This is a genomic window from Paenibacillus alba, assembly GCF_013204855.1.
GTDB classification, from domain to species: domain Bacteria; phylum Bacillota; class Bacilli; order Paenibacillales; family NBRC-103111; genus Paenibacillus_E; species Paenibacillus_E alba.
This window is the reverse complement of sequence record NZ_JABMKZ010000018.1, coordinates 1-24,350: the sequence shown is the minus strand read 5'-3', so window position 1 is coordinate 24,350 and position 24,350 is coordinate 1. Positions and strand designations below refer to the sequence as shown.

Sequence of the window (24,350 nt, the reverse complement as noted above, 5' to 3'; positions counted from 1 at the left end):
ACTATTTATCGGTGAATATGTTACTATGGAGAGGCTTAGCACTTCTTTAAAGCGGGCTATATTATGGGAATATAAGGATAAAACGAACGCCTTGTCTTTCTGTGAAACGCTTCATACAATAGAAGAAGGAACATCATAAGAATGGAGCGCTGCATGATGCGGTTTAAAGATGTATTTTCCATCATCGGGCCATCCATGATTGGCCCCTCCAGCTCCCATACGGCTGGAGCTGTTCGTCTGGGACGTGTCGCCAGGCAGCTGTTAGGTGAGCAGCCGACTAAGGCTGAAATTACGTTATTTGGTTCTTTTGCCGATACCTACAAGGGACATGGCACTGATCTGGCACTGGTTGGCGGGCTGCTGGATTTCGAAACCGACGATCCGCGTATTCCAACGGCTGCTGAAGAAGCCGAAACGCTAGGTATTGAAATTGCTTTCCGTACAAGCAAAGACAAAGCAGACCACCCTAACACGGTACAGTTTGCCCTGTCATCCGATACGCGTGAAGTGACCATGACGGGCGCATCCATCGGAGGCGGCAACGTTGAAATTGTGAACGTCAACGATTTCGATGTAAAGTTTACAGCCGTTTATCCGACGTTAGTCATTTCACATCATGATCGTCCGGGTATGATTGCTGATATTACGACCTTGCTGGGGCGCAGCCAAATCAATATCGGGTTTATGGATCTGGATCGGAAAGGCCGTGATCGCGAAGCGATGACGGTTATTGAAACGGATGCCGACATTCCGGATTCTTTGATTGAAGAGCTGATGAATTTAAGTATGATCACGAATATACGAAAAGTGGATCTCTCAGAAAGAGGCGATTAAATGAGATTCAGGACATTGAAACAGCTGGCTGAGCTCAGTATGTCAGAGGGAAAGACGATTGCCGAGGTCATGCTGGCCGACCAAAGCCAAGAATCGGGGAAGCCGCCGGAGTATGTATTCCAAAAGATGCGCGACTACTACCAGATTATGAAAGAAGCAGTTGCCAAGGGGCTGACAGAGGATACCACCTCGCGGAGCGGGTTAACGGGGAAAGATGCGCAGCGCGTTGCCAGCTACTTAACCACCTCTGAAGCGTCATTAGGCGAAGAAGCTTGCAAAGCGATGGCTTATGCCCTTGCTGTATCCGAAGTCAACGCTTCCATGGGCCGGATTATTGCGACACCGACGGCTGGTTCCTGCGGCATTATTCCCGGTGTTTTCATTAGCAGTCAGCAGCGTTTCGGCTGGGATGATGATCATATGGTGAATGGCTTATTAAGTGCAGGTGCCATCGGTTATGTGATTGCGAATAATTCCTTTGTCTCCGGTGCCGAGGGAGGCTGCCAAGCTGAAGTCGGCTCTGCCATTGGAATGGCCGCGGGGGCGCTGGTTGAGCTTCGTGGAGGTACGCCTGAGCAAGCGATGCATGCAGTCGGGCTTGCGCTGAAGAACACCCTCGGACTCATTTGCGACCCCGTGGGCGGCTTGGTTGAGATCCCTTGCATCGTTCGCAACGGATTCGGTGCGGTGAATGCTATGGCAGCGGCCGATATGGCTTTGGCCGGTGTTAGATCGGTCATCCCTTCGGACGAAGTCGTCCAAGTGATGTATGAAGTGGGCACGGCGATGCCGGAGAAACACCGCGAGACCGCCAAGGGAGGCCTGGCGCAGACGCCAACAGGCCGGCAGATTATGAAAGAGCTTAATTTGAGCAAAAAGCGATAGAGAGATGACCTGCGGTGGGTAGCTGCAGGTTTTTTTGTACACGCCAGAATTAATATGTTTTTGGGTTTGGGGTGAGCGAAGCTTAAGAAGAAACCCCAAGCATCCTTAAGCAATTATGTGCTGTGGAAACAGACAGTGAAATATATATGTTTGACCTGTTCGAAAGTGGAAGGCAGCTCAAAGTGGAATAGAAGAGGGATGGATGTGAGGGTGGAAAGTTTACGGGCCGCCTTTGAAATCGTTGTTTATACCGCGTAATACATTCAAAAAACACGATTTCAACAGCGGTTGAAACCCCGCATCCATCCCTCCCCATGGACAAAAGTAGGGGTTTACACGCAAAAGGACCGTCAGGATGTTCCTCCTGACGGTTTTTCTTATTGTGTTTCTTTTTCCAAAAAATTGGCATCCTAAAAGCATCACAAACTAAGGAGCTACAAGATGCCAAAAATACGGATATATCTATGGTTGTCCTGCCTACTCGCCTTGCTTAGCGGATGCTCTCAGCAGCCGAAGATTCATCAACAGGGAGTTCGGGAACATACGAAACTTGCTGCCGAGCGTGAAACTGACACTAAGATGTCAAATTGGAATCTGACAAGCAAAGATGCGGAGCTCTACAAGGGAGATTTGGGTATCGGCCAGCCTGCTCACACGAATCAAGTGAAGAGCTTGGAGGTCGGAGGCGAGAATCCTTCCATTCATTCCAACAGTTCTTCCCTGGTTCAAGTATTTCCCAATCCTTCCGTCGTTTCGAAGCCAGGCGGATTGGTTGAAAATGTGATTGATACAGCGATATCTTACCTGGGGACCCCCTATGAGTATGGTTCTGACCGCGCAGACCCCTCTTCCTTTGACTGCTCGGATTTCACGCATTGGTCTTATCTCTCCGCGCTTGGCATGGACTTGCCGATAGATTCTAGAAGCCAAGCCGCTTATGTAGAAACCTTTTCCACAAGGAAATATTCGGATATTAACCAAGCGCAGCGGGGGGATCTATTGTTTTTTATCAGCTACCTAGGCAACTCGCCTTCCGATTACCAAGGATTAGATGCCTCCCAGAAAACCATCACCCATACTGGGATTTATTTAGGGGACGGTAAAATCATTCATACGGCTTCGCAGAAAACAGGCGGGGTTCGCATCGATCAAATTTTTGACAATCATCTGCAATACCGTTTTGTTCTTGGTGGGGGAGTGTTGGACTAACCCATAGAAGTGTGGATTTGTACAAATGGGAAGCTGTTTCCCTTCCATCCATTTCGGTATAGAATAAAAGCATTGAAGTGTAGGGAAGGGAGTTAGACCAAGGTATGCATACGATGATGAGCAAGGAACAAAATGGTGTTTTTCCAGCTGTATGCTCACTGGATTGTCCGGATCAGTGCGGCTTACTGCTTCATAAAGAAGAAGGTAAGATTGTGAAAATAGAGGGTGACCCGAATCATCCGGTGACTCAGGGAGCCATTTGCAATAAAGTTCGCAATATGGCGGCTAGAATGTATGACGAGAAGCGCCTGCAATATCCGATGAAGCGGGTCGGGCCCAAGGGTGAAGGCAGCCATTTTGAAAGAATCACTTGGGAAGAAGCGATCACAACGATCACGAGCCGCTGGAAACAGCTGATTGCGGAGAAAGGCCCAGAATCTATCCTGCCTTACAGCTTCTATGGCAATATGGGGCGAATCGGGACGGAGGGCATGGATCGCCGATTCTTTAATCGTATGGGAGCCAGTCGATTGCTGTATGCGATCTGTGAGGCTGCGGGTAGCGAAGGCTATAAGTATACGATGGGGGGCAGCTTCGGCACAGATCCGGAGGATACAGTTCATGCCAAACTGATCATCATGTGGGGGATCAATGCGGTCAGTACGAATATGCATCAGGTGATGCTCGCTGAAAAGGCGCGGAAAAATGGCGCTCAAATCATTGTGATTGACGCCCATAAGAACCAGACAGGCCGTTGGGCGGACTGGTTCATTCCTATTTTGCCGGGGACGGATGCGGCCTTGGCTTTGGGGATCATGCATATTTTGTTCGCAGAAAATAAGGTGGATGAAGATTTTCTGCACCAATATACGAAGGGGCACGAAGCGCTCGAAGAACATGTGAAGCAGTACGATCCTTCCGTGGTATCCTCCATTACAGGTGTTCCTGTGGCAGATATTTATCGTCTTGCCCGGCTGTATGGCGATACCGCTCCGTCCTTTATCCGCATTGGGAACGGGATTCAGCATCATGATAACGGTGGGATGTGCGTGCGAACCATCGCTTGTCTGCCGGCTTTAACCGGCCAGTGGCTGCACCAAGGCGGCGGCGCCATTAAGGGCAATGGCGGCTACTTGGAGCACAATATTCCCGCGCTGCAGCGTCCTGATTTACGAGAAGGCAATGCTCGTCAAATTAATATGAATCTGCTGGGGAGCGCATTATTGGAGCTTGATCCGCCTATTCATTCGCTGTATGTGTACAATTCCAATCCAGCGCTAGTTGCGCCTCATGCGAATAAGGTGAGAAAGGGGCTTGAGAGGGAAGATGTGTTTACGGTTGTGCATGATCTTTTCCTGACAGAAACGGCCAAGTATGCAGATATCGTGCTCCCAGCGACCTCTTCCTTCGAAAATACGGACTTTTACCGCTCTTACTGGCATCAATATGTACATTTGCAGCTTCCGGTCATTGCTCCTTATATGGAAAGTAAAGCGAATGTAGACGTATTTCGGCTGTTGGCAGCAGGGATGGGCTATGAAGAGGAGGCCTTGCAGGATTCTGACGAAGCGCTGATACGTCAAGCTCTGGATCATCCAGGCAACCCTGCTCTGGCCAATATTACGTATGAAACGCTGCTGGAGAAACAATTCCTGAAGGCAGAGGCGAAGCCGCTATTTCCTGGGGAATTAAAGACGCCAAGCGGAAAGATCGAGTTGTACTCCGAAGAGATGGAGCGCAAGGGATTTCCTCCGCTTCCGACGTATACACCGCTAGTCGATGAGGGCGATTTGCCGTTTTTGTTTATCCCGGCACCGAATCATAACTTTCTAAATTCAACCTTTGCACATAATGAGAAGCATAGACGCATGGAAAAGACGCCTAAGCTTCATATGAATGAAGCAGATGCGGCCTCCCTAGGGCTCGTGAGCGGCGATTATGCACGTATATGGAACGACCGCGGCGAGTGTGAGCTGCTTGTTGCAGCAGGTACAGACGTCTTACCGGGAGTGGTTGTGAGTCAAGGCCTCTGGGCGGATGTACCTGGGAAAAAGGCACTGGTCAATTCGCTAACGCCTGATCGTGTGGCGGATATGGGCGGAGGGGCAACGTTCTTCTCAGGGCGCGTACGCATAGAAAAGAGCAAATCCACTGAACCATTAGGCGGTTAGCCGCATAAGGTAGTTCAGGAGGTGATGACCTATGTCATTGCAGCACAAAGCGCACGCTTGGATCGGAAGACCAGTAGGTGTATCCCTAAAGGACGGAACGGGCACATCGGGTATTTTGTGCAATATTCAAGGCGGCTCCATCTATGTCATTGAATATTTGTATCATACGCAATTTGCCACCAAACACTACAGATTGGATCAAATTCAAGATATTTTGCCCTTCCCGCAATGTCCGCAGCCGACGCTTTATCCAGCGCAACCGTTGTATTAACCCAATAGAAATAGCATTCCTTGTGGCTCTGTTGGCGTCTTGTCGAACTCACGGTGAGCGAATTCCAATATCCGAGCGAAGGAACTGTCGTTTATAGCTCCAGTTTTTTTATAAACCTGCAATTGAGAAGGCAGCCGGCCCCAATGGATCGGATGCCTTTTCTCAAGTAAACGGGCAGTTTTCTTAAATAATGCAGGAAAATATCGACCATATCTAGAATGAAATTTTAATAATCTGTTCTTTTTTAGCGTCTATTACTTGAAGAGGTGGAGTTTATGGCCGACTGGCAAAGAACGTTATCAAAGGTATGTGAGCGTTTAGAATCTAAACCAAATTTAGAGTGGATATTGGTTGGTTCGGTTGGTTCTGTTTTGCAGGGTTGTGAGATGATCCCAGGAGATTTAGATATTTATGTAAAGAATAAAGATGACGTTGAAGAATTTGCAGACCTACTAAATGAGTTTTCACTCGTATCCAAATGTGAATTTCCTCATGGTGATCAATGGTTGTCTTCGTTGGACGAGCCGACATCTACACAAATCTTTGGTTCAGGGTTCACATGGACAAAGGGTCGTTGGTTGATCGAAGAATTCAAAGTCGAAGTCGTTCAAATATCCAATTCAGCGGGTATACCCGATTCCTTAGATGGAGATGGGATTTGGGAAGGCGGTCAGTACATATGGAGCCATTTTAGGAACATAAATCTTGGAAGGCACACAGTTCCTACGGTACCGCTGGAAATACAATTAGAATCGAACTTAAGACGAAAAAGAGCTGATAGGATACAATCAATACTTGCAGCATTAAAAAAATTTGGTTACGATGAAAAATTAATTCAACAAGCACTGTCTAAAGAGAACTTAATTTATTTTCATACTGAAATGGAACAACACAAACATTCAACCATCGAAAAACTATAGCTCAATAAACATCAGGAGAAGGAGAGGGAGAAAAATGATTGCATTAGATTTAATGAATTCGACTGAATTCCAGGAGTATCTTTATTCTGCTATTAATAGCTATGCAAAAAGCAATGTTCAATCTGGTAATTGGAATGAACAGGAATCTATTAGTAAGGCAACAGAACAATATGCACTCCTTTTGCCTGATGGCGAAAAAACCACGGATAACAAACTATTTACAATACGTTCTGATGGCCAAGAGGTTGGAATGATTTGGCTTGCAGTGAAACCAAACAACAAAGGGTTTATCTACGATATTAAAATTAGGGAAGATTACCGAGGGCAAGGATTTGGCAAGCAAGCGATGGAAGATATAGAAAAGGTGGGAAGAGAAATTGGCATCAAGAGTATAGGACTTCATGTCTTTGCTCATAACCAAGTTGCTCGTGGTTTATACGAAAAGTTAGGCTATAAAGAAACGAATATCGTAATGGCAAAAGAATTATAATAATGATTATTTACAAAAGTAAACATCGCTGGCGAACCTTATTGTCCAGAATTAGCCTCAAAAACTGGATTATGTTACGATACGGAAAACAGATGCTTGGTAGGTGAGCCTATGACACTTGAAGAGGTAATGGAGCATTTAGCGCAGCTTGGCAGCGAGCAAACGAAGAAAACATTTTTGCGGCATGGCGCGCGGGAGCCTTTGTATGGGGTGAAAGTGGGCGATCTGAAGAAGCTGGTTAAGGTTGTGAAAAAGGACCGAGAGCTGGCGCTCGCACTCTACGCTTCAGGCAATACGGATGCGATGTATTTGGCAGGGCTCTCTATCGATCCCAAAACGATGACGAAAGCGGAGCTTCAGCTTTGGGCAGGACAAGCCAATTGGTACATGCTGACCGAATATACCGTAGCAGGAGTGGCGGCAGAAAGCAGCAGCGCGCTGGAGCTAGCCCGTGAATGGCTGCAATCTCCGAATGAATTGCTGGCTACTTGCGGCTGGAGTACCTATGCCAATTATATTAGCGTGACACCGGATGAGAAGCTTGATCTCCACGAGATTGCTAGTTTGTTGGAGCAGGCAAGGACCACGATTCATACAGAACGAAACCGGGTAAGATATACCATGAACAGCTTCGTCATTATCGTAGGAACGTATTGCGAGCCGCTTTCTAAGCTTGCCCTCGAAGTGGCGGCTGAGATTGGCGGCGTACAGGTGGCTGTCGGCCAAACCGCGTGCAAGGTACCTCTAGCTAGCGCATATCTTCACAAAGTAGAGGCAATGGGCAGAATCGGAAAAAAGAAAAAGACGTGCATTTGCTAAATAAGAGGCTATGACGTAACGGTGAAGCATGCCGCGATGTCATAGCTTTTTTGACTACAAGGGGGAGGATACGGTTAAGGTTCCCGTTAAAACCTGCCTCTAAACGATTCTCATAAATCTTACCGAGAAATAAAGGAAAATTCTTTCTCTTGAAGAAAACTAGACACAAGAAAATCAACGATCCAAGGAGTGATCAAGATCGATAACAACTTGTACATCACAATCGCTATAAAGCTCGTTGTCGCTTTGATTGGACTATTGATCATGACTCGGCTTCTGGGGAAGAAAGAGATTTCCCAACTGACAGCTTTTGATTTTGTCTCTTCCTTAATGCTAAGTGAATTAGTGGGGAATACGATTTATGACCCTGAGGTGCATCTCAGCCATCTTGTTTTTGCTTTAGTTGTTTGGACGCTCCTGGCGCTTGGCTTGGAGAAGTTTATTGCTTCCATGCCATGGCTTTCTCGCTACGCAGCTGGGACACCTGATTTAGTCATCCGCGATGGGGTGATCGATTTCAAGGCGATGAAACGAAATAACCTTGATTTTGCACAATTGGGCATGCTGCTTCGTGAAAACAATGTGTTCTCCCTGCGGGAAGTCGCCTACGCCTTGTTCGAGACAAACGGCAGTATCAGTGTGCTGCGTCAAAAGGATCCGAACAGCTTAAGCGGTGATGCCAAAGCGCAGCAGACCAAAGTGTGCCTTCCCGAAAGCATCATTGAGAACGGCAGCATCAACGAGGACGCATTGAGACGTCTTGGGCGCAATGCCCAGTGGCTGCAGCAGCTTTTGCAGCTTAGCGGTATCGCGCATCATGAGCGGGTGCTTTATGCGGAATGGTCGGACGACAGCGGCCTTTTTTATCAATTGAAGTAGCGTTGCTGCTTGGGAATGCTGCGCGAGCGAGCGAGGACTGCCGGTAGTGGCGGGAGCCTGCCTTTGTGGCAGTCTCGGCCCGAGGAAGAGCTGGGAATGGTGGTTTGCGTGAGCGAGCCCGCCTTTTTGGCAGTCTCGGCCCGAGGAAGAGCTGGGAATGGTGGTTTGCGTGAGCGAGCCCGCCTTTTTGGCAGTCTCGGACGGAGTAAGAGCTGGGAATGGTGGTTTGCGTGAGCGAGCCTGCCTTTTTGGCAGTCTCGGACGGAGGAAGAGCTGGGAATGGTGGTTTGCGTGAGCGAGCCCGCCTTTTTGGCAGTCTCGGCCCGAGGAAGAGCTGGGAATGGTGGTTTGCGCGAGCGAGCCTGCTTTTTTGGCAGTCTCGGCCCGAGGAAGAGCTGGGAATGGTGGTTTTTGCGAGCGAGCCTGCCTTTTTGGCAGTCTCGGACGGAGGAAGAGCTGGGAATGGTGGTTTTCGCGAGCGAGCCTGCCTTTTTGGCAGTCTCGGACGGAGGAAGAGCTGGGAATGGTGGTTTGCGTGAGTGAGCCTGCCTTTTTGGCAGTCTCGGACGGAGGAAGAGCTGGGAATGGTGGTTTGCGCGAGCGAGCCTGCCTTTTTGGCAGTCTCAGCCCGAGGAAGAGCTGGGAATGGTGGTTTCCGTGAGTGAGCCTGCTTTTTTGGCAGTCTCCGCTGTCGCAGGCAAGCCCACCTTCTTAGCCGTCTCACAGCCAACTGCCAAAAAAACATAAAAAACCTAGCCATCGGCTAGGTCCATATAGGTCCATCTACTTCCATCTATCTCCATCTATCTCGTAATCTCATAATTAACGATTATCAATTTTCTCCGGATATAGATCGTGGTTCATCAAGCGGTGCTCAGCCATCGCTTCGAACTTCGTGCCTGGCTGACCCCAGTTGCAGTAAGGATCAATAGAAATGCCGCCGCGTGGTGTGAATTTCCCCCACACTTCGATATACCGAGGGTCCATGAGAGCAATCAGATCATTCATAATAATATTGACACAATCCTCATGGAAATCGCCGTGATTCCGGAAGCTGAACAAGTACAGCTTAAGGGATTTACTCTCCACCATTTTGATATTCGGAATATAGGAGATATAGAGTGTGGCGAAGTCAGGCTGTCCAGTTACAGGACACAAGCTGGTAAACTCGGGGAAATTAAATTTCACAAAATAATCTCGGTTCGGATGCTTGTTGTCAAAAGCTTCCAACACCGCAGGGTTATAGCTGAATACATACTGAGTTCCTTGATTGCCCAAAAGGGTAATCTCTTTCAAATCTTCATTGCTTCTTCCAACTGACATGGGTAAATCCTCATTTCATAGTTTTTTAGAGAGGGAGTTTGCGAACCTCTTCTACGAGCAGGTAAGGTCTGCTCCTAGAGATGACTTCCTTTTTCATAAAAAATGTATCATATACAGGGAGAAAATGCATCCAATTTGCCCCTGACATTTTGTGGAGTGCCTGTTTTTATGGAGAAAGGGGGAGTGGGGATGCAGTGGTTCAGTAAATTCACAATAAGAAATCAACTTGCTTTTCTCGCAGCTTCAACGCTGATTCTGCTCATCTTTATTTTCAGTGTGTTTTATGCCCAAAACAAAGACATTATTAAGAAAAAAAATAACGAATACACCGTAAACATCCTCTCGCAATTCCAGCAGGACGTTGCTTCCAATAGCAATGGCATGCATAAAATACTGATGAATATTGCCTATAATCCAGATATGCAGGACTACATGCTGGAGAATGAATACGATAAAAGATATGAAAACAGCAAAAAAATAAGCACGCTTTTAAACAATGCCCGATTAATGAAAGACGGAATTGTCGACGTCATCGTTGTAGGAAATTCAGGCTCCTTCTTCAGCACCTATGGAGGGAATGAATATGTTAGCAGGTATCAAGGTTTATTTGGCAGCACTCCCTTTATTACAGGTTTGAAAGAAATTAATTATGGGTCCAATATACCGGGAAATAAGTTTTTTATTGCCGGAGTGTCCGTTTATGGCATTTATGACCCGGTTTCGATCGGCAAGCAAATAGGCTATTGCTATTTAGTCATCGACGCGCAAAAAATGACTTCGCTTTCATTGCCGAAATTAGGCAAAGACGAGATGAAGTTTTATATGTTAGACCGTGATCATCAGATTTTCTCATCCAACGATCCGGCTTCCGTGGGCGGGAGTTCGAGCTTTCTTCAAGCAGCTGAAGCATTAAACGGGCCTTCCACGCTCACCTTACATGGCGATAGACAAATCGTTCAAGCGGAAAAGCTTCCGGAAATCGGCGGCACCATTATTAGTGCCATTCCTGAGAACGTGTTGTATACCGAAATCAGAGATTTGCGATTAAAAGTGTTCTATCTGCTGCTCACCGCTGTATTCATCCTCTTAGTGCCCTTTACGCTTATTATGAACAACCTGATTACACCGATTCGCCAAATGACGAATTTCATACTAGGTATTCGAACCCAACAAACGGTTTCACTTAAACAAGAGATCCAGCTTAACGGCTATTTCGAAATGACGATTCTTTCCTCCAAGTTAAACCGAATGTTCGATGAAATCGAATCGCTAACGCAAGATTTGATCGATGCGGATGTGCAGCTGTATAAAGCTGAGCTTGATAAAAAGCAAGCGGAACTAGCCTTTTTGCAAAGTCAGATCAATCCGCATTTCCTGTATAACACTTTTGAAACGATTAAAGGAATGGCTTCGATTAAAGGCGTTCATGAAATCAAAGACATCGTACAGGACTTAAGCCGTATTTTTCGCTACAGTATCAAAGGCTCAGAGGAAGTAACGCTCCAAGAAGAGCTGAATATGGTCAGCGCTTATTTACGAATTCAAAAAGCCCGCTTTAAGGAGCGATTTGACATTGAAATCTACATAAATTCTCAGGTGATGACGTGCAAAGTTCCAAAGATGATCCTCCAGCCCATCGTCGAGAATGCGATCATACATGGTCTAGAGCCCTTAGCCACCAAAGGCAAGCTGTTCATTAAGGCGGACATCGATGCGCAGAAGCGATTGGTCGTGGTTGTGAAAGATAACGGAGTTGGAATGAGTGAAGAAAGGATAGCTGCAATGAACAAGAAGCCGGAGGGGGACGGCAAGCCTGATCATCATTTAGGCATGAATAATGTGGCAAATCGGATTAAATTCATATACGGCGAACCATATGGCCTAAGTCTCCATAGTGAGGTAAATCAAGGTACAGAGGTTATTTTTCATCTACCTTTTAAGGGGGAAGCTTATGTTTAAAGTGTTATTAGTGGACGATGAAGAGTGGGTTGTACAGAGCTTGAAGCATAGCATAAACTGGGAGCAATTCGGCTTTCAAATCATTGGAGAAGCGAATAGCGCGGATGAGGCGCTTGAATTCATAGAAACGAATAAGCCGCATTTGGTCATTACCGATATTAAAATGCCAGGCATGAATGGTCTGGAATTAATCAAAAAAGTAATAAGCAAGGATTCGTCGGTACAGTTCGTTGTGGCCAGCGGACATGCGGAATTCGTGTATGCTCAGAAAGCGCTTCGTTATGGAGCTATCGGCTACTGTTTAAAACCGTTTGAAGAGCATGAAATCGGAGAGTGTTTAGTAAAAGCGAGATTAAATATCGAAGCTAGAAGCAAAAAGGATGATACGGAATTCATCGATCTACTGTTTGGACAAAGCGAGCCCGACTATGACAAAGTGAAGGACATCTTGCACAGTGAGGGCATACATGCAGATAGAAATGATATGGCTGTGATTCAAGTTTTGGACAACAAGCTTGTTCCAATTGAAAGAGCTGTTCCGTATTGCAGCTTCCAAACAGGGCCCCGCAAAATCGTCTATGTAATCAATCAATCCGATTTTATGGCTTTTATGGAGACTGTGAAATCCTTTCCGCATAGCGGAGTAGGCTATTCGACCAACATTAAGCTGCAGGATCTCAAAGAAGCTGTCCAAGCTGCCAATATCTCCTCTTTTCACCCATTTGTAACCGGCTCCAATGGTTGTTATCAGCTTGTTTCTGCTTCTAAGGACCTTCGAAGCTACTTGAGCGCCATGGCAGATGCCATGGTCAAGAAAGATCTGAAATTGATCGATCATGCTTTTGAGGAACTAACACATTGCTTCGCGACAGGGCAATATACGATTAAAGATGCTTATTTTGTTTATTGTCAGATCATGTATTATGCGAATGACCGACTTTCTATGCAAATGGACGTGGACATTGATAACTTTGAGCAGTTGTCGGCCATTTTTATGAATGTGAATGAGATGTTGGCCGATCTTGGGCGTCAAATTAATCAGTTTATTCTCTCATTTACGCAAGCTGCCCATGTGGAAATTGAACATCAAACGATCCGAGAGATCGCTAAATATGCGAATGAAAACTTTTATAAAGACATCAATTTGAACGCGATTTCTAAATTGTTTTATGTAACGCCGAATTATGTAAGTCATCTATTCAAAAAAGAAATGGGCATTAATTTCACGGAGTACATAAGCAAACTGAGAATTGATTACGCGGGAACGTTATTGCAGAGTTCCGATTTAACGATTCAGCAGGTGAGCGAGAAGTCAGGCTTTAATGATTATTTTTATTTCACGCGCATATTTAAAAAAGTGACAGGATTGACCCCGTCTGAATTCAGAAAGAAAAATAAATAACTGCTTCGTAACAAATCCAAATTAGCTATGAACGATTTCATGATTTGCTATGTAGGATTCTACGATAATGAAATAGGGGTTTTCTGGAACCTGAAACTGTCTATAGGAAAGTTGGAAATCGTCTATACTTCATGTCCGGGAATTCGATTAAAGTTATGTTAAGAAAACGGTTGCATCTTAAGGAGGGTTCATATGGAAACAACAGCGAACTTAGTCGTAAACAGGCTGGTTCGTAAACGATCCAGCTTATGGGAGAGAATACTTTACCATAAGTATTTTTATATCATGTTAATACCAGTAATTACATGGTATGTAATATTTTGCTATGTTCCGATGTATGGTGTGACGCTAGCGTTCAAGACCTACGATTTTAGCAAAGGCATTGCAGGAAGTCCCTGGAGCGGTATTCAGAACTTTAAGGATATTTTGAATGACAGTCAGTATCTCAACGCTTTAAAGAATACGATTATTATAAGCTTCGGCAAATTGATTTTCCATTTTCCCATCCCGATCCTGCTCGCTTTTCTCATCAATCAGATTGCTGGGCAAAAAATGAAAAAGCTGTACCAGACGATATTTACTTTTCCGCATTTTATTTCGTGGGTCGTCTTGGGAGGAATTATTACCAATATTTTGGGGTCTCAAGGGGTTTACAACCAGATTATCGGTCTTTTCGGATTCGAATCTTCATCGCTGCTGACGAGCCCGTCGTTCTTTCGTCCGTTAATCTATATCACGCATATTTGGAAAGAAATCGGGTGGGACTCCATCATTTATTTGGCAGCGCTTGCAGGGATCAATCCAGAGCTCTATGAAGCTGCCGACATGGATGGCGCAAGCGGGCTCCAGAAAATAGGCCATGTCTCGTGGCCTGGTATTAAATCTACGGTAGCTATTCTATTTATTTTAACCGTAGGTCTCATGATGAATGTTAGCTTTGATCAAATCTACAACTTGTACAGCTCGCCTGTTTATGAAGTGGGCGACACCGTAGACACCTACATTTTGCGAACAACGATGTCCGTTGGAAGCAATTTTGGGTTATTGGCGGCAGCTGGTCTTATCAAGTCCGTTGCAAGCATGTTTTTACTGCTGTTTGCGAATATAGTGGTCAAAAAATTTGGGGAGCAGGGTCTTTTTTAAAGGAGGAAAAACAGTGAGGTCATCACCAACTTCGATGAGACAGCGATCATGGTTGAGCGTTATACCGAATATTTTGTTAGGTTTTTTTGGAATTCTCTCGCTATTTCCTTTTTATACGGTACTTATTTCCTCGTTTGCATCTTTTGATGCCATTACAAGCAAGAAGGTCTATCTATTTCCAACATCTTTTGTTTTAAGCAATTATAAAACGATTTTGAGTCAGGAACAATTTTTCAGCTCCTTAGGCGTAACTTTATTTATTACGGTGGTTGGCGTCTCACTCAATATGTTCCTATCCGTAACTGGCGCCTATGCGCTATCCAAAAAACAACTGCCTGGCCGCAATTTATTTTTATCTATGATTATCTTCACGATGTTTTTCAACGGAGGCTTGATCCCGTGGTATTTGCTAGTTAAGAATTTAGGCTTAATTGACAGTCTATTCTCGATGATTTTGCCGGTTGGCATCAACACGTTCTATCTCATTATTATGAAAAACTATTTCAACTCGCTGCCTGAAAGCTTAGAGGAATCAGCCAAAATAGATGGCGCCAATGATATTTATATTTTAATCAAAATCATTATTCCCATCTCGGCGCCTTTCATGGCTACTTTTGCCTTATTTTATGCGGTAGAACGATGGAATGAGTGGTACAACTCCTTATTATTCATCCATTCGCCTTCTAAAGTGCCCTTGCAGATTCTGCTTAGAGAGCTGTTGATTAATTTCAATACGGATATCGGCTCTATCGGCGCAGCCATCAGGGACAGCAAAAGCATTTACGTACAGGGCGTACAGATGGCATCTGTCGTGGTGACAAGCTTGCCTATCCTGTTCGTCTACCCGTTTCTTCAGAAACATTTTGCCAGCGGCATTATGGTGGGGTCCTTAAAAGAATAGGACGACAATTCGCATAAACAAAACAGGGAGGCTTAAACGATGAAAATGTTGAAAAAGAATGCTGCTTTTTTAATGGCGGCTTTGCTGGTCACAACTTCGCTCGCTGGATGCGGGAAAACGAATACCGAGAAAGAAGCTGTAACGATAGCCCCGTCTGCTGAATCTGCTACAAGTACGGCAAAGCCTGATGAAAGCAAATATAAAGACGCCATCGAGCTCTCACTTGCTCTTTGGGATGTTGAATCCGGCTTGGCCAAAGCGAAGGACGATGCCATCTATCAATACTTGTCCAAGAAATTTAATGTAACTTTCAAGCCGGTGGGGATTACTTGGGATGACTACGCCCAGAAAATTAATCTGTGGGCAGCTTCCGATTCACTGCCGGATATCTTCTCCATAGATGCCATTGGAACGCCAACTTTCTATAACTGGGTCAATCAAGGCATTGTTAAGCCGATTCCAAAGGATTTAACGAAGTATCCGAATTTGTCCACCTACTTGGACGTTAAGGATATTCGAGCTACGCAAATCAACGGCCAATATTATGGGATTCCACGCCGTACGTATTCTTCTCTGGATTATAATGCCAATGACCGGGTCATCTTCTATCGCTGGGATTGGGCTCAGGCTGCTGGAGTAACCAAAGAGCCGGAAACCTTTGACGAGTACAAAGATATGATGGTGAAGATCGTTGCTTCGAATCCCGAAGGGAAAAAGCCTGTAGGTTTAACTGGGCTTGCCAAAACAGCGCCGGATGTTCTATGGACCTACAGCAATCCGTTAGCTTCATCAGATGGCAGCGGAGCGGATTCCAAATGGATCAAGGAGGACGGGAAATACATCCCTGCTATTTTTAGTAAAACGTCCATCCCGACTTTGAAATTAGCACGAGATTGGTTCGCATCCGGAATTATAGATAAGGATTTGCCGTTGTTAAAAGGAGAGCAGCATTATGAGAAGTTCGCATCCGGCAAGGCAGCTTCTATTGTTGTCAGCGGTGGCTATGTGAACGGCTATAAGAAAATTGAGAAAGACAGATTCAACAAGGTGTATCCGGATAAAAAGTTTACGGATGTCGTGAAGTCGTTGAAACCGTTGGTAAGCTTGGATGGCAAGCGCTATCATCCGGTATTTAAAACGTATTGGTCGGAAAGCTACTTTAACGCGAAAATGGACGATAAGAAACTGACGCGAATTTTGGATTTATATGACTATCTGCTGAGTCCAGAAGGTAAACGTCTTGTGAATTATGGGTTTGAAAATGTGGATTACAAATTGGATGGGGAAAAAATCATCCCGACTGAACCGAAAACGGTCATTGGCGAGAAATATCCAAGTACATTAGTTTTTAATACGCTAGCTACCTGGGAAACACCTTATGCAATGGACGATGCCAATGATCAAAGCTGGGTCAATAAGGATCTTCAAAAGGATGCCATCGCATACATGAAATTTGTGAAAGCAAACACCAAAATTCCTGATTTTTCACCGGAGCTAACCCTTGTATCCACGCCGGCCAAAGATAAATTTAGCGTCATCAACTCGGATTTGCTGATCAAAATAATGGCGGGTAAAGAAGATGTAGAGCAAATGTTCAACAAAGAAGTGGACGCTTATAAAGGCAAGGGATTAGATAAAGTGATCGAAGAAGTAAATGCCAAGGCCCAACAATTGGGCATAAAGTAAGGTTCTGAGGAGCGATTGACCATGAGTAAAGCAGACAAACGGCCGTTTTTCCCAGAAGTGAAGCAAGTGCAGCAGAATCCGGGAGCATGGATTATTCCTAAGCAAGGGCTTGCCATCTATGCGGGTGCAAATGCTATGCAGGCAGCGAAATTGATGAAGGAAGCTCTTGCGGAAAGCTACCATTGGGATATTCAGCTTGTAGAGGATGAATGTGAACGAATTCTATTGTCTTGTTCAGGTGTGGATAAGCAGCAGCACCAACTCCTTGATGTTCCCCAAGAGGCCGAAGGGTATGCTTGCTCTGTCAATGAGCAGGGCATGCTGATTCAAGCAAATGCGTATCGCGGATTTCTTTATGGCTGGTTTGCAATGGAACAATGGCTGAAAGCCATGAGCGAAGAGAAGGAAGGCCAGCTTACTTTACCTTATGTGACATGCAGGGATTGGCCTGATGTTGCAGTTCGCGGGCATCATTTTGATTTCAAGGGCAGCGTCCCCCTCATGTTTTATGTAAAAGAAACCATCCAGAGGCTGGCGCGATTGAAAATCAACACCCTTCTAATCGAATATGAAGACCAGTTCCCATATGCAAACCTTCCTCATGTTCACAAAAAAAATGGCTACACATCAGCGGAAATCAGAGACATGCTTGATTGTGCGGAGCTTTATGGGATGGAGGTAATCCCTTTTATTCAAAGCTTGGGCCATGTTGATTACATGCTTAAGCATCAAGAATATGCCCACCTGCGTGAAGCTGGACTGACGTTTCAGCTTTGCCCTTGTCATCCAGGGTCACTTGAACTTGTGAAGAAGATGATCGATGAGATTGTGGCATGGCATCCGGCAAGCCGTTATATTCACATTGGTGCTGATGAAGCGATGGCTCTTGGCAGGTGCGAGAGGTGTCAAGGTTGGCTGCGAGAAACAGCTTCGTCAAGAGGAATAGAAAGTTTCTCCAAGGTGGATTTGTTCCTGGACTATGTGAGCCAAGCAGCCGAATATGTGGTGTCCAAAGGGAAGAAGCCCATGCTATGGGATGATATGTTTCATTCGGAGAAATGCGTGTATCGACTGAAGGAGCTGCCGGAAGGAACCGCAATCTGCTCATGGAGCTATTATGACAATGGCAGAAGCAATTGGGTATGGTGGGCAGGGAACTACTATTCGTCCAAACAATGGCTGGAGAAGGACCCTGGGGCGATTCCCAAATTGAATTGGCTGGAAGATTTGCCGGACCTCGAGCAGGACAAAATTCGTGCCTACTGGGACGCCGGAGAGTATCCCTTGTATGGAACGAATAATATCCCATGGATTAGGGAGTACCAGGAGCTTGGTGTTGAAGTTTTTGGAGCGTCCTGCGCAAGAGGAGCAGATCATTCGAATCAATGGTTTGCGAATCAAAATGAAAGAATCGAGAACGTGTTATTTTGGGCGAAATATGCCAAGGGTTCAGGCTTAGCCGGGGTTATTTCTTCGGCATGGACCCGATTTTATTCGCTGTCCCCTTCGATTGAGCCGTGGGAAACCGGTTGGCTGCCGCAGGCCGCACATGCGTGTTGTGCTTGGCAGACATCAACGAGCCGGAATGACTTTGAAGCGCTGTGGACATACCTATATGCCGAGGGAAATCCCAACTTGCTGAAAGCGATACACCGAATGGAGCAAGGTGTGAATTCGCATAAATCTCACTATTACTTTGCTGCGCAGCAGCTGCTACATCAGTGTGAGATGAAGAATCCCCAGATGCAGCGCTATGTTGCTTTTCTTAAATCGGCAGCGAAGTTCTCAGAGCTTGTGATCCTGCTCCACATTGCCCTTAGGGAAGTGGAATGGGTGATGTATGACTTGACCAACCAACCTTTGGTCTCGGATGTGATTATACAGCGCGGTATGAATACATTGGATGGTTTATTGGCCGATGTAGGGAAATGGGAGCAGCATGCGCTGGAGATTTGTTCAGATTGGATGCTAAGCTCAGAGGCTGAAGAAATGGTTATGTCCAAACTGCATCCATTCAAAGTGCGAGCACAAGTCGTCAAAAAGCACAGAAGTGCGCAATTGCAAATGGAAGCAGAAACGCTTGAAATGCGTTAGACCGTAGGCTGTACACCTGCTTCCAAAACTAAATTAGGATCATGTCTAGCATCATGCACATGATCCTTTTTCTTACCACAATAGAAAGTATAAGTTTTCGGTTCCCGAAAACGTCTTTCTATTTGGCGATGAAACCTACCTCTAAACGCGGTCGCTCATCTTTGAATGGCCTCAAAATATAAGAGCTTATATGTATTGGAGTGAACGCGGAGTTGCTCCAGCTGCCTCGCGTGGACGCAAGGGAACTGCGGTGCGCTATTCTAGCCAAAAGTGTCATTATTGAGAGGTTGAGGGAACTACAATACGCTATTTTGCTGTTTCATGGGAATTTCAACGCTTTTTGTAGAAATAGGACCCTGTAGTTCCGCTATTGCCCGCGCATCTCTACTTTTTGCCTAATTAGCGTCCCCTAGTTCCCTTACTAGGTTTTGCCGCTAAGAAGAGACTGATCTATCAGGGCGACGATGCCGTTGTTCTTATCAGGAAATTTGTTTAACAACAGCTTAAGCACATTGGGAAGGGTGGTGGTTATCTCGTAAAGAGGCATGGTGTTGAATAGGAAAGGTGGAATCTGAGTTAAATGAAGTGTGTACGAGTTAAATTGACAAGATGAAAGGGATGGTAATCGATGATGCAGCAGGTCTCAAACAAGGTGACTACAAAGAAGGCGATTACAAATAAAGTGGCTACAAATAGAGTGACTACAAATAGAGTGACTGCAAAGAAAACGACTACAAAGAAATTAGCTTTTCTTGCGCAAGCAAGCTTGCTGGTAATGCTATCTTCGTTATTCAGCAGCCTGCTTCCGCCGGAACGTGCGCATGCTTACGACTATTACGGGCACGAAAGCACGGGTATCTTCAGGGAAGATTTTAATGGAAATACGTTGGATCCTAAGAAATGGCTCATCGCTGCTAAGCAATGGGGCGGGATGAATAACAACGGCGTCGTGCCTGAGAATGTTAAAGTTCAAAACGGCAACCTAATTCTTGAAGCGCACGGTGATTTGTACAATGGTCCGGTCAAGGGCTTATACAAACCAAACAAAAACAAGGAAGATATCACCCTTTATCATCTTCCTTACAATGTCGATACGGTGGAGCGCAGCAATAAAAGGGTGGGGGCTGCCATAGCTAGTAAAGCTTATTTGGGCTCAGGCAGATATACGATGTCCGCGAAGATTGTGCCTGATCTCGGCGTAGCTTCTACCATGTGGAGCTTTCACTATCAGGAATATTATGGATCAGTTGCCAATAAAAATGGCGTCAATGTCGCGAGTGGGGATCCAGAATACATTCGAGCCTTTAATGAAGGTCGACTGCTGCCAGAAGCTGGTGGTACCTATCCGGAATACTACGCTTATAATCATGAAATTGATATTGAACTTCCGGGCAGGCCAGGAGGGGCTCATACGGAGCAAACTTACGACAGAGCGCTTTTGAACACATTTACAGGCGAAGCAGACAATGAATATACAACGAATTATGCCAATCTGGGCGCCAAAGGGATTCATGTTGCGGATGGCAACTACCACAAATTTGAATATCGTTGGCATACGGGAGGCAACGGAGAAACGCCTAGGGTTGACTACTATATTGATGATCAATATATCGCAACCAATACTACAACGCTTCCAACGAATGCAGGACGTCTATGGTTGGGTGTTTGGTTCCCTGATGCGTGGGCTGGCGCTTCGGCCAACTTCGATGTGAAGCAAATGGCTGTCGATTATTTTGAATTCGAGCCCTACCATGAACCTAACGATACGTGGGCGCCGGAAACTTTTCCTGACGACGGCTGGGAGGATTCTGATTTCCGCCCGATGACAGCGAATGCCATAGATACGAGATGGGGCACCACAACAGGTGAGTTCCGTGATAACTTCGATGGATCTTGGCTGGACAGCAGCAAATGGAAAGTTGCCAAAAAGAACTGGGGAGGTATGCTCGGCAATTCGAGTATGAACGGGCAAAGCTGGAACGGCGGTGTACATCCAGACAACGTTAAGCTCGACGGTCAAGGGCACTTGGTGCTCGAGGCTCATGGTGACTATTACAATGGACTGCCTTTAGGCATAAACAGCAATGGTGTTCCGCGAAATGATGGCAAACGTGTGGGTGCAGCAATTGCTACCTCTCATTACTACGGCTCTGGCGAATATGAGATTCGCATGAAAATTCCGAAGGTGATTACAGGGCCAAACAATGAAGGCTTGCCGCATGGCGCCGTACCTGCTCTGTGGACCTTCCATTACCAGGAAATGGATCCTTCGAATCCCGAAGCCCAGCAATTTAATGCAGATCCAAATGCGGACTATTGGGTAAGCAATAACGAAATTGATATGGAATTTCCAGGACGTCCTGGGCCAACACATACAGGAATGACGTTTAACAAAGCATTGTTCAATACGTGGCAAGGTGAAAATGAGACGGAATATCATACGAATTATACAGATTTAGGTTTTAATGTATCGGATGATCAATGGCATACGTACAAAATTATTTGGCAGATTGCTGACCCTGCTCATCAAGTTGCCCCCTATGTGCAGTTCATGGTTGATGGCGTTACAAAATATACGGCAGCTGCCCAGAATTTCATTCCCACTAAGCCAGGGCGCTTGTGGCTCGGATATTGGTTCCCCAAAAATTGGGGGGGAAAAGCGAATTTTGACAAATCCCAGTTGCTCATTGACTATGTGAATTTCAAACCGTACAGCACTTCTGGTGCCATGACCCAGCAAGAGTCTTATCCGATGACAGGGTGGGCGGCGAACGAAGAGTATCCCGGATATTGCGTTTTTCCATGCACGTCATCTCAAGGACCAGCGCTAGATTCGCAAGCGCCGACAGCTCCAACGAACCTGACAGCCAGTTCAACGACGAATTCGAGCGCCAACTTGTCATGGACGGCTTCGACGGATAATGTAGGCGTAACAGCGTATGAGGTGTATCAAAACAATGCCTTATATGCCACAGTGACGGGAACAACCTATGCGGTTTCTGGCTTGACTGCGAACACGACGTATAACTACTATGTGAAAGCCAAAGATGCGGCAGGGAACACCTCTCCAGCCAGCAGCACGATAAGCGTCACGACCTCTGACGGAGCAACAGTGAACTTGCTACTTAATGGCAATTTTAGTTCTGGACTTGTAACTGATTCTAAGCAAGGATGGAAAACGATTCAGACGGGTGTTGTGGATGTTATTGGCGGAACGCTAAATTTACATCCTACCACCGTGGATATCGCCGAAGTGGAGCAGCTCGTAAATGTCACGCCGGGCCAAGCCTACAAGCTAACCGGAAATATCTGGAGCACAGGCGACCCGACGTATGGCTACATTTATGTGTATAGTGGGTCACAAATCATTGCTCAGGATTATACGAATGCCTCCAAAACGCTGAATCTTCTTCTGACGCCTTCGAGTAATCAGCTGCGCGTTGTGCTTAGTACGTATAAGCAGCAAACAGGTATCATCCATGTCGATAATCTAAGCTTAACGCCAAATTAAATGCATGTAAGGAACGAACAACTAGGCCATTAGGGGTGCCCAATGGTCTATTTTTGCGTCTCGTAATTCCGAATAATGCACTCCTCTGTTATAATGAATTTTATAATGATGAAGATACTTGAGGTGGCATATGAAGGCGTATTTGGAATTACTGAATGATATTATGACACATGGGGTACAAAAAGAAGATCGAACAGGCACGGGAACTATTTCCGTATTTGGACGTCAGATGCGAATAGATTTATCCCAAGGCTTCCCTCTATTAACGACTAAAAAGCTGCATGTGAGGTCTATTTTTCACGAGCTGCTGTGGTTTTTAACCGGGAATACCAATGTGCAATATTTGCAGGAGAACGGTGTTACCATCTGGGACGAATGGGCTGACGAGCAAGGTGATTTGGGCCGTGTTTATGGCGCACAATGGAGAACCTGGGCTGCTCCCAACGGACAAGCTATTGATCAGATCTCTAATTTGATTGCACAACTCAAAAAAAATCCCGATTCACGCAGACATTTGGTCAGCGCATGGAATGTGGCAGAAGTTGAAAGCATGGCCTTGCCGCCATGTCATTATGCTTTTCAATTTTATGTGGCAAATGGCCGGTTATCCTGTATGTTTCAAATGAGATCCGTGGATACGTTCCTAGGCTTGCCGTTCAATTTGGCTTCCTATGCGCTGCTAACTCATATGGTTGCTCAACAATGTGAGCTGGAGGTTGGAGATTTGGTATGGACAGGTGGCGATGTGCACATCTATTCCAATCATTTTGAGCAAGTCAAAACGCAGCTGACGAGAGAACCGCTCCCGCTGCCCAACCTTGTCATCAAACGCAAGCCTGATTCAATCTTTGATTATAAATTTGAAGATTTCGAAATTGTTGATTATCAATCGCATCCAGGCATAAAAGCGCCAATCGCCATTTAATTCAACGAGAAAGGAGGCTGACTAAATGAGCATATCATTTATCTTTGCCATGGATCGCAATCGGGCGATCGGTTTGAATAATACATTGCCTTGGCATTTGCCGGCAGATTTAAAATTTTTCAAGGCAGTCACCTTAGGACACCCGATTCTAATGGGACGCAAAACGTACGATTCCATCGGCAAGCCGCTACCCGGAAGGCGGAACATCATTCTCACACAGAATCCAGCATTTCAGGCTGAGGGCTGTGAGGTGGTTCATTCGGTACAGGAAGCGGTGGAAGCCTTCCAAGATCAGGAACTGTTCGTCATTGGCGGCGCCGAAATCTTCCGCATATTCTCGGAGGCTGTGGACCGCATGTACATCACATTCATCGAGCATGAGTTTGAAGCGGACACCTACATTTCGGAGTTGGATCTGAGTCAGTGGAGCCTTCAATCCAGCGAGCAAGGCGAACGCAATGAGAAGAATCCGTACGAATACTATTTCAGAATATATGAGAAAAAATAAAAAACGGAGCTCGAGGGGAAATAAGTTGGTTTCCCCGAGGGCTCCGTTTTTTTGTTGGATGAGGAGGTGACTTAGACGCGCAGCTTGCGCGCCTTGCAGCAATGGCGCAGCGAGTGTGGCCGCGTAGCGAAGCTGGCGGAAATCAGGCCGCGCGGGGGAGATAAGGCTGTTTCACAGCCTTAAGCCCGCCGCATTTGGCCGAATCCTCACCGTAAGGCCGAAAAACAGCCTTACGGACAGCAAAGCCGGCGGAAATCAGGCCGCGCGGGGTAGATAAGGCTGTTTCACAGCCTTAAGCCCAATAGCTTTGCATCAAACCTAACATGGAAATCCGAAAAAAGTATCGTCTAAATAATTTATAATTACTACCTAAATATGGGATTAATTGATGTATTTATCTGGACGATGCACAAAAAAACT

19 protein-coding genes and 1 riboswitch are annotated in these 24,350 nt (G+C 45.8%); of the genes, 18 read left to right on the top strand and 1 reads right to left on the bottom strand.

The window, feature by feature from the left end; translation table 11 throughout:
- Positions 1-156 precede the first annotated feature (156 nt).
- From sdaAB to HQN90_RS21240, 9 genes are all read left to right on the top strand, one after another.
- Positions 157-834: an L-serine ammonia-lyase, iron-sulfur-dependent subunit beta gene (sdaAB, locus tag HQN90_RS21280; protein ID WP_173222565.1), complete on the top strand. Its 678-nt coding sequence runs from the start codon at positions 157-159 to the stop codon at positions 832-834.
- Positions 835-1,719: an L-serine ammonia-lyase, iron-sulfur-dependent, subunit alpha gene (gene sdaAA / locus HQN90_RS21275; RefSeq protein WP_079416674.1), complete on the top strand. Its 885-nt coding sequence runs from the start codon at positions 835-837 to the stop codon at positions 1,717-1,719.
- 441 nt (positions 1,720-2,160) lie between these two features.
- Entirely contained in the window at positions 2,161-2,928 is a 768-nt protein-coding gene (locus tag HQN90_RS21270; protein ID WP_173222398.1) for a C40 family peptidase, read from the top strand.
- Positions 2,929-3,032: 104 nt separating this feature from the next.
- A complete protein-coding gene (locus HQN90_RS21265) occupies positions 3,033-5,099 on the top strand; it encodes a molybdopterin-containing oxidoreductase family protein (RefSeq protein WP_173222396.1) in 2,067 nt (688 codons plus the stop codon).
- A 31-nt stretch (positions 5,100-5,130) separates the two neighbouring features.
- Complete coding sequence (locus HQN90_RS21260; protein ID WP_173222394.1) at positions 5,131-5,370, top strand: hypothetical protein; 240 nt, start codon at positions 5,131-5,133, stop codon at positions 5,368-5,370.
- Between the two features lie 275 nt (positions 5,371-5,645).
- Complete coding sequence (locus HQN90_RS21255; protein ID WP_173222392.1) at positions 5,646-6,290, top strand: nucleotidyltransferase family protein; 645 nt, start codon at positions 5,646-5,648, stop codon at positions 6,288-6,290.
- Positions 6,291-6,324: 34 nt separating this feature from the next.
- Positions 6,325-6,780 carry a GNAT family N-acetyltransferase gene (locus HQN90_RS21250; protein WP_173222390.1) on the top strand — a complete coding sequence of 152 codons (456 nt, stop codon included), beginning with the start codon at positions 6,325-6,327 and terminating at the stop codon, positions 6,778-6,780.
- Positions 6,781-6,891: 111 nt separating this feature from the next.
- Entirely contained in the window at positions 6,892-7,599 is a 708-nt protein-coding gene (locus HQN90_RS21245; RefSeq protein WP_173222388.1) for a DNA alkylation repair protein, read from the top strand.
- Positions 7,600-7,788: 189 nt separating this feature from the next.
- Positions 7,789-8,478 carry a DUF421 domain-containing protein gene (locus HQN90_RS21240; RefSeq protein WP_338042362.1) on the top strand — a complete coding sequence of 230 codons (690 nt, stop codon included), beginning with the start codon at positions 7,789-7,791 and terminating at the stop codon, positions 8,476-8,478.
- Positions 8,479-9,300: 822 nt separating this feature from the next.
- On the opposite strand, the gene queF is transcribed toward HQN90_RS21240, so the two are convergent.
- A complete protein-coding gene (queF, locus tag HQN90_RS21235) occupies positions 9,301-9,801 on the bottom strand; it encodes a preQ(1) synthase (protein WP_173222386.1) in 501 nt (166 codons plus the stop codon).
- Between the two features lie 11 nt (positions 9,802-9,812).
- Positions 9,813-9,856: riboswitch (PreQ1 riboswitch) on the bottom strand.
- A gap of 134 nt (positions 9,857-9,990) precedes the next feature.
- Between queF and HQN90_RS21230 the strand changes: the two genes are divergently transcribed.
- The 9 genes from HQN90_RS21230 to HQN90_RS21190 all read left to right on the top strand — a co-directional run bounded on the left by HQN90_RS21230 (position 9,991) and on the right by HQN90_RS21190 (position 23,930).
- Positions 9,991-11,760, top strand: coding sequence for a sensor histidine kinase (locus HQN90_RS21230; RefSeq protein ID WP_173222384.1), 1,770 nt, complete (start codon positions 9,991-9,993; stop codon positions 11,758-11,760).
- Positions 11,753-13,162: a response regulator transcription factor gene (locus tag HQN90_RS21225; protein ID WP_173222382.1), complete on the top strand. Its 1,410-nt coding sequence runs from the start codon at positions 11,753-11,755 to the stop codon at positions 13,160-13,162. Before HQN90_RS21230 ends, HQN90_RS21225 begins: the two co-directional genes overlap by 8 nt.
- A gap of 192 nt (positions 13,163-13,354) precedes the next feature.
- The gene (locus tag HQN90_RS21220; RefSeq protein ID WP_173222380.1) at positions 13,355-14,305 is read left to right on the top strand and encodes an ABC transporter permease; all 951 of its coding nucleotides are present in this window, start codon (positions 13,355-13,357) and stop codon (positions 14,303-14,305) included.
- A 13-nt stretch (positions 14,306-14,318) separates the two neighbouring features.
- Positions 14,319-15,206 carry a carbohydrate ABC transporter permease gene (locus tag HQN90_RS39680; protein ID WP_216855402.1) on the top strand — a complete coding sequence of 296 codons (888 nt, stop codon included), beginning with the start codon at positions 14,319-14,321 and terminating at the stop codon, positions 15,204-15,206.
- Between the two features lie 39 nt (positions 15,207-15,245).
- Positions 15,246-16,892 (top strand): extracellular solute-binding protein, encoded by a 1,647-nt coding sequence (locus tag HQN90_RS21210; protein ID WP_173222378.1) that lies wholly within the window; start codon positions 15,246-15,248, stop codon positions 16,890-16,892.
- A 21-nt stretch (positions 16,893-16,913) separates the two neighbouring features.
- A complete protein-coding gene (locus tag HQN90_RS21205; protein ID WP_173222376.1) occupies positions 16,914-18,986 on the top strand; it encodes a family 20 glycosylhydrolase in 2,073 nt (690 codons plus the stop codon).
- 628 nt (positions 18,987-19,614) lie between these two features.
- Complete coding sequence (locus tag HQN90_RS21200) at positions 19,615-22,497, top strand: family 16 glycosylhydrolase (RefSeq protein ID WP_173222374.1); 2,883 nt, start codon at positions 19,615-19,617, stop codon at positions 22,495-22,497.
- Between the two features lie 130 nt (positions 22,498-22,627).
- A complete protein-coding gene (gene thyA / locus HQN90_RS21195) occupies positions 22,628-23,422 on the top strand; it encodes a thymidylate synthase (protein ID WP_173222372.1) in 795 nt (264 codons plus the stop codon).
- A gap of 25 nt (positions 23,423-23,447) precedes the next feature.
- On the top strand, positions 23,448-23,930 hold the full coding sequence (locus HQN90_RS21190) for a dihydrofolate reductase (protein ID WP_173222370.1): 483 nt from the start codon (positions 23,448-23,450) through the stop codon (positions 23,928-23,930).
- The last annotated feature ends 420 nt before the right edge of the window (positions 23,931-24,350 follow it).